This is a genomic window from Streptomyces sennicomposti (assembly GCF_019890635.1).
Lineage (GTDB): Bacteria > Actinomycetota > Actinomycetes > Streptomycetales > Streptomycetaceae > Streptomyces > Streptomyces sennicomposti.
Genome location: NZ_JAIOAB010000113.1, coordinates 1 through 5,733, shown reverse-complemented (window position 1 = coordinate 5,733; position 5,733 = coordinate 1). Strand labels below are relative to the sequence as shown.

Here is a 5,733-nt window from a genome sequence, read left to right as displayed (position 1 = left end):
GCCGCCGTCGAGCAGCGCCTCGGCGCTCCCGCCCGCCGCCCCGGCCCAGGCGGCCGCCCCGGCGGCCGCACCCGCCCCGGCCGCGCCCGCCGCGCCCGAGGGCCCCGGCACGTCCGGCAACGCCCCGCTGGAAGGGGTGATCTGGGACCAGGACGCCCTGCTGGAGTTCGCCACCGGCTCGGTGGCCAAGGTGTTCGGGGAGCAGTTCGCGCCGATCGACTCCTACGCCAAGCGGGTGCGCCTGCCCGCACCGCCGTACCACTTCGTGACCCGGGTGACGAAGCTGGACGCGACGATCGGCACGTTCGGCCCCGCCACCATCACCACCGAGTACGACATCCCGAAGGACGCCTGGTACCTGGTGGACGAGGGCGCGCCGCCCGCCGTCACCGTCGAGGCCGGCCAGTGCGACCTGCTGCTGGTCAGCTACCTCGGCATCGACTTCCGCAACAAGGGCGAGCGGGTCTACCGCCTGCTGGACAGCTCCCTGATCTTCCGCGGCGGACTGCCCCGGGCCGGCCAGACGCTGCGCTACGACATCTCCATCGACCGGTTCGTGCACAACGGCGACACCACGCTCTTCTTCTTCAGCTACAACTGCTACGCCGACGGCGAGCTGATCCTCGAACTGCGCGACGCCTGCGCCGGGTTCTTCAGCAAGGAGGAGCTGGCCACCCCGCTCGGCGTCGTCATCACCGACCGCGAGCGCGCCGAGCGCGCCGCCCTCACCCAGGGCTACTTCAAGCCGCTGGCCCGCACGGACAAGACGCTGCTCACCGGCGCCGACCTGGAACTGCTCGCGCAGGGCCGGTACGGCGAGGTGTTCGGACCCGAGCACGCCCAGGACGAGGGCCTCAACCCGGGGCTGCGGCTGCCGGACGCCATGCTGCGGATGGTGGACGAGGTGACGGTGGACCGCCTCGGCGGCCCGCGCGGCCTCGGCAAGCTCACCGCCGTCAAGCGCCTGGAGCCGGACGCCTGGTACTTCACCTGCCACTTCCCCGACGACCCGGTGCTGGCCGGCTCGCTGGTCGCCGAGGGCGCGGTGCAGCTGCTCCAGACCTACCTGCTCTACCTCGGCATGCACCTCACCCTGCCGGACGCCCGCTTCCAGACCGTCACCGACGAGCGGATCGACGTCCAGGTGCGCGGCCAGGTCACCCCGGAGCACTCGGAGATCCGCTACGAGGTCGAGATCATGGAGGTCACGCTGCTGCCGCGGCCGACCGTGATGGCGGACATCCTGGTCTACCTGGGCGACAAGCCGGTCATCAAGATGCGCAACCTCGGCCTCCAGGTCCGCGAGAAGGACGGCACGCCCTACCGCCCGGAGGCCGGGGGAGTGCCCGCCTTCCTGGGCCGGCGCAACCGCAGCGGCGAACCGGCGATGATCAACGAACTGCACCTGGCGCACGCCGCCAAGGGCCTGCTGGACATGGCGATGGGCCCGGAGTTCGAGGTCTACCGCAACAGCCGCGCGCCCTACATCCCCAACGGCGACTTCCAGTTCGTGGACCGCGTGATGTCCCTCAAGGGCACCCGCGGCGACCTGGGCCCCGGCTCGGAGATGGTCACCGAGTACGACTCGCCCGAGGACGCCTGGTACTACCGGCAGAACTCCTACCCGCACATGCCCAACTGCGTGTACATGGAGACCTCGCTGCAGGCGGCCATCTTCCTCGGCTACTACCTCGGCGCCACCCTCAAGGACCCGCAGCAGCAGTTCTCCATCCGCAACCTGGACGGCCGCGCCACCCTGGTCAAGGACATCGACCTGCGCGGCAAGACCATCCGCCACCACTCCAAGCTGCTGATGACCAGCGCCGTCTCCGGCGCCGTCCTGCAGAACTTCTCCTACGAACTCTCCGCCGACGGCGAGGTCTTCTACACCGGCGAGTCCCTGTTCGGCTACTTCAGCGAGGCCGCCCTCGCCAACCAGGTCGGCCTGGACAACGGCAGCTACGTCGCGCCCTGGATCGAGCAGGAGCAGATCGCCGCCGAGCGGGTGCGCCGTATCGAACTGCCCGCCGACGCGCCCGCGTTCACCGACCCGGCCGGCGGGCACCTGCACCTGCCCGGTGACCACTTCCACCTGGTGGACCACGTCGACCTGGTCACCGACGGCGGCCGGCACGGCGCCGGTTATCTGCACGGTCTGCGCAAGGTGCGCGACGACGAGTGGTACTTCGACTGCCACTTCCACCGCGACCCGGTGATGCCCGGCTCGCTCGGCGTGGAGGCCGTGCTCCAGGCCATGCGGCTGTTCGTGCTGGAACAGGGCCTGGCCGAGGGCATCGAGAACCCGCGCTTCGCGATGGCCACCGACGTGGAGATGAGCTGGAAGTACCGCGGCCAGATCCTGCGCGGCGACGGCGAACTCCGCTTCGACGTGCACATCAAGGAGGTGCGGCGCGAAGCGGACCGGCTGCTGCTGATCGCCGACGCCGACCTCTGGAAGCCGGGTCTGCGCATCTACGAGCTGACCGACGCGGCCATCGAGGTCCGTTCCGCCCCCGACCACGCCTGACCAGCCGAGGAGCTGCGCTTCCCATGTCCACCACGCACCCCCAGACCCCGCTGCGCTGGTACGGCGACGGCTACCCCAGCACCGACCCGGCCGGCGTGTACCAGGTCCTCGCCGACCTCGACGACCCCTGCTTCATCGTCGCCACCCCGCAGGGGCCCGGCGCCGTCTCCGGCGGCACCGCCGCCCCCGCCGGCCAGGGCCCGCAGCTGCTGGCCGCCGCCGCCCCGCTGCCGCCCCACCGGCTCGGCTCGGCCGCCTTCACCGCCGCCCACGGCGTGCGCCAGCCCTACATGGCCGGCGCCATGGCGGGCGGCATCGCCTCCGCCGACATGGTGATCGCCCTGGCCCGGGAGGGCTTCCTGGCCTCCTTCGGCGCCGCCGGACTGCTGCCCGAGAACATCGAGAAGGCCCTGCTGCGGTTCGCCGCCGAGATCCCCGGCCTGCCGTACGCCGTCAACCTGATCCACAGCCCCAGCGAGGACCGGCTGGAACGCGAGGCCGTGGAGCTGTTCCTGCGGCACGGCGTGCGCTGCGTCGAGGCGTCGGCCTACATGGGCCTCACCCCGCACGTGGTGCGCTACCGCCTGGCCGGGCTGCGCCGCGACGCGGCCGGGCGGATCGTCGCCGACAACCGGCTGATCGCCAAGATCTCCCGCCCGGAGACCGCCGAGCGCTTCATGCGCCCGGCTCCCGCCGCCACCGTCAGCGCCCTGCTGGAACAGGGCCTGATCACCGCCGAACAGGCCTCCCTCGCCCACCACGTCCCGCTGGCCGACGACATCACGGTGGAGGCCGACTCGGGCGGCCACACCGACCGCCGCCCGCTGCCCGCGCTGCTCCCGGCCATCCTGCGGCTGCGCGACCATGTGCAGCGCGAGCACCGCTACCCGGTGCCGGTCCGGGTCGGCGCGGCCGGCGGCCTCGGCACCCCGGTCGCGGTCGCGGCGGCCTTCGCGATGGGCGCGGCCTACGTCGTGACCGGCTCGGTCAACCAGTCCTGTCTGGAGTCGGGCGCCTCGCCCGTCGCCAAGGCGATGCTCGCCGAGGCCGGCATCGCGGACTGCGAGATGGCCCCGGCCGCCGACATGTTCGAGATGGGCGTCGACCTCCAGGTGCTCAAGAAGGGCACCCTCTTCCCGATGCGCGCCCGCCGCCTCTACCAGCTCTACCAGGCCCACGACGGCCTGGAGGCGCTGCCCGCCGAGGAGCGCGCCCGGCTGGAGCAGCAGATCTTCCGCCGCCCCCTGGAGGAGGTCTGGCAGGACTGCGTCGCCTACTTCCAGCGCCGCGACCCCGAACAGCTCACCCGCGCCGAGGGCAGCCCCAAGCGCCGGATGGCCCTGGTCTTCCGCTGGTACCTCGGCATGGCCTCGCGCTGGGCGGTGACCGGCCAGGAGGACCGCGCGCAGGACTACCAGATCTGGTGCGGACCGGCCATGGGCTCCTTCAACGACTGGGCCACCGGCAGCTATCTGAAGAACCCCAGCAACCGCCGGGTCGCGGACGTCGCCCACCACCTGATGCGCGGCGCCGCCTTCCACACCCGGCTGGCCCAGCTGCGCCTGGCCGGCGTGCACATCCCGGCCGGCGCCGCCGACTACCGGCCCGTCCCGCTGGAGACCCCCAGCGACGCCGCACCCACGGCGGGCGCCCGATGAGCGCCGGCCTGACCCCCGAGAAGCTGGAGGAACTGCTCGGCGACCCGGCCGACCCCGCCAACCCGTTCGGCTACGCCGCCGCCGTCGCCCACGACGAGGCGAACGACGCCCCCGAGCACCTGTACGAGGTGCTGCGGGAGAGCGGCTTCCACCTCAACTACCTGCCGCAGCAGTGGGGCGGCGCCTTCGAGTCCTTCGACCGCAGCCTCACCCTGGTCCGCGCGGCGGCCCGCCGGGACGTCAGGATCATGCCCGGCACCATGTTCAGCATCATCGCCGCCACCTGTCTGCAACTGCACGGCACCACCGCGCAGCAGGAGCGGGTGGCGCGCATCCTGCGGGACGGCGGCGCGGTCGCCTTCGCCCTCACCGAGGCGGACCACGGCAGCGACCTGCTCGCCGGACAGGTGCGGCTGGACGGGGCGGGACTGCTGCACGGCGAGAAGTGGCTCGTCGGCAACGGCCTGCGGGCCCAGGCCGTCTACGTCGTCGCCCGCACCGGCCCCCGCGGGCCCGGCGCCTTCACCTCCTTCCTGCTCGACCTGACCGACGGCTCCCTCGACGAGGACGACCTGGTGCGGCTGCCGGCCCCGCCGATCACCGGCATGCGCGGCATCGACTTGGCCACCCTGCGCTTCGACGCCCTCCCGGTGCCGTGGGACGCGCAGGTCGGCAAGGAGGGCGAGGGACTGGAGGTCGCCATCCGGGCGCAGCAGGCGGTCCGGCTGATGAGCGTGGCGGGCTCGCTCGGCATCGCCGACACCGCCCTGCGGCTCGCCCTCGGCTTCGCCGCCGAGCGCCGCTTCGGGCGTACGACGCTGGCCGCGACGCCGCACACGGCCCGCGAGCTGGCGACCGCGTCCGCCGCGCTGCTGGCGGCGGACGCGGTGGCGCTGGCCGCCGCCCGCGGCGTGCACGTGGCGCCGGAGGCGTTCAGCGTCTGGGGCCCGGCCGTCAAGCACCTGGTCGCCGAGGCCACCGAGGACCTGCTGCGGCACTGCGGCACCGTCCTGGCCACCCGCTCGGTGCTGCGCGAGAAGGCCCCCGGGGACGGGGTGTTCCAGAAACTCCAGCGCGACTCGGCCGTCGTCCGCGTCATCGACGCCAGCCCGTACGCCAACCTGCGCTCCTACAGCGGCCAGCTGCCCACCCTGCTCGCCACCACCGACACCCCCGACCCCCGGACGGTGCGCCGGATCTTCGCCCTGGACGCCGAGCTGCCGCCCTACGAACCCGCCCGCCTCGACCTCATCGCCCGCGGCGTGGACCCGGTCCTCGGCGGACTGCCCGCCGTCGCCGAGGCCGCCCGCGCGGCCCTGGACGACGACACCGCGGGTTTGCTGGCCCGCCTCGCCGAGGCCGTCACCGCACTGCTGCCCGAGTCCGAGGCGGCCCGGCGCCCCGGCGCCGACCCCAACGCCCTCGCCGACCTCGCCGAGCGCTACGCCTGGCTGCACGGCGCCGCCGCCTGCGTCCACCTGTGGTGGGCCAACCGCGACCGCCCGCTGCCCTCGACCTGTCCGGCACGATCGACGTGGCGGCGGAGCG

General features: G+C 73.3%; 2 protein-coding genes and 1 pseudogene. All 3 read left to right on the top strand.

Going from position 1 to position 5,733, the window contains the following annotated elements; genetic code table 11:
* Positions 1–2,527, top strand: a pseudogene (locus K7787_RS31120) (hypothetical protein); the annotation flags it as partial.
* 23 nt (positions 2,528–2,550) lie between these two features.
* Positions 2,551–4,185 (top strand): PfaD family polyunsaturated fatty acid/polyketide biosynthesis protein, encoded by a 1,635-nt coding sequence (locus tag K7787_RS31115; protein WP_223003684.1) that lies wholly within the window; start codon positions 2,551–2,553, stop codon positions 4,183–4,185.
* A partial coding sequence (locus K7787_RS31110) for an acyl-CoA dehydrogenase family protein (RefSeq protein WP_223003683.1) occupies positions 4,182–5,733 on the top strand: 1,552 nt, incomplete at its 3' end. The genes K7787_RS31115 and K7787_RS31110, both read left to right, overlap by 4 nt.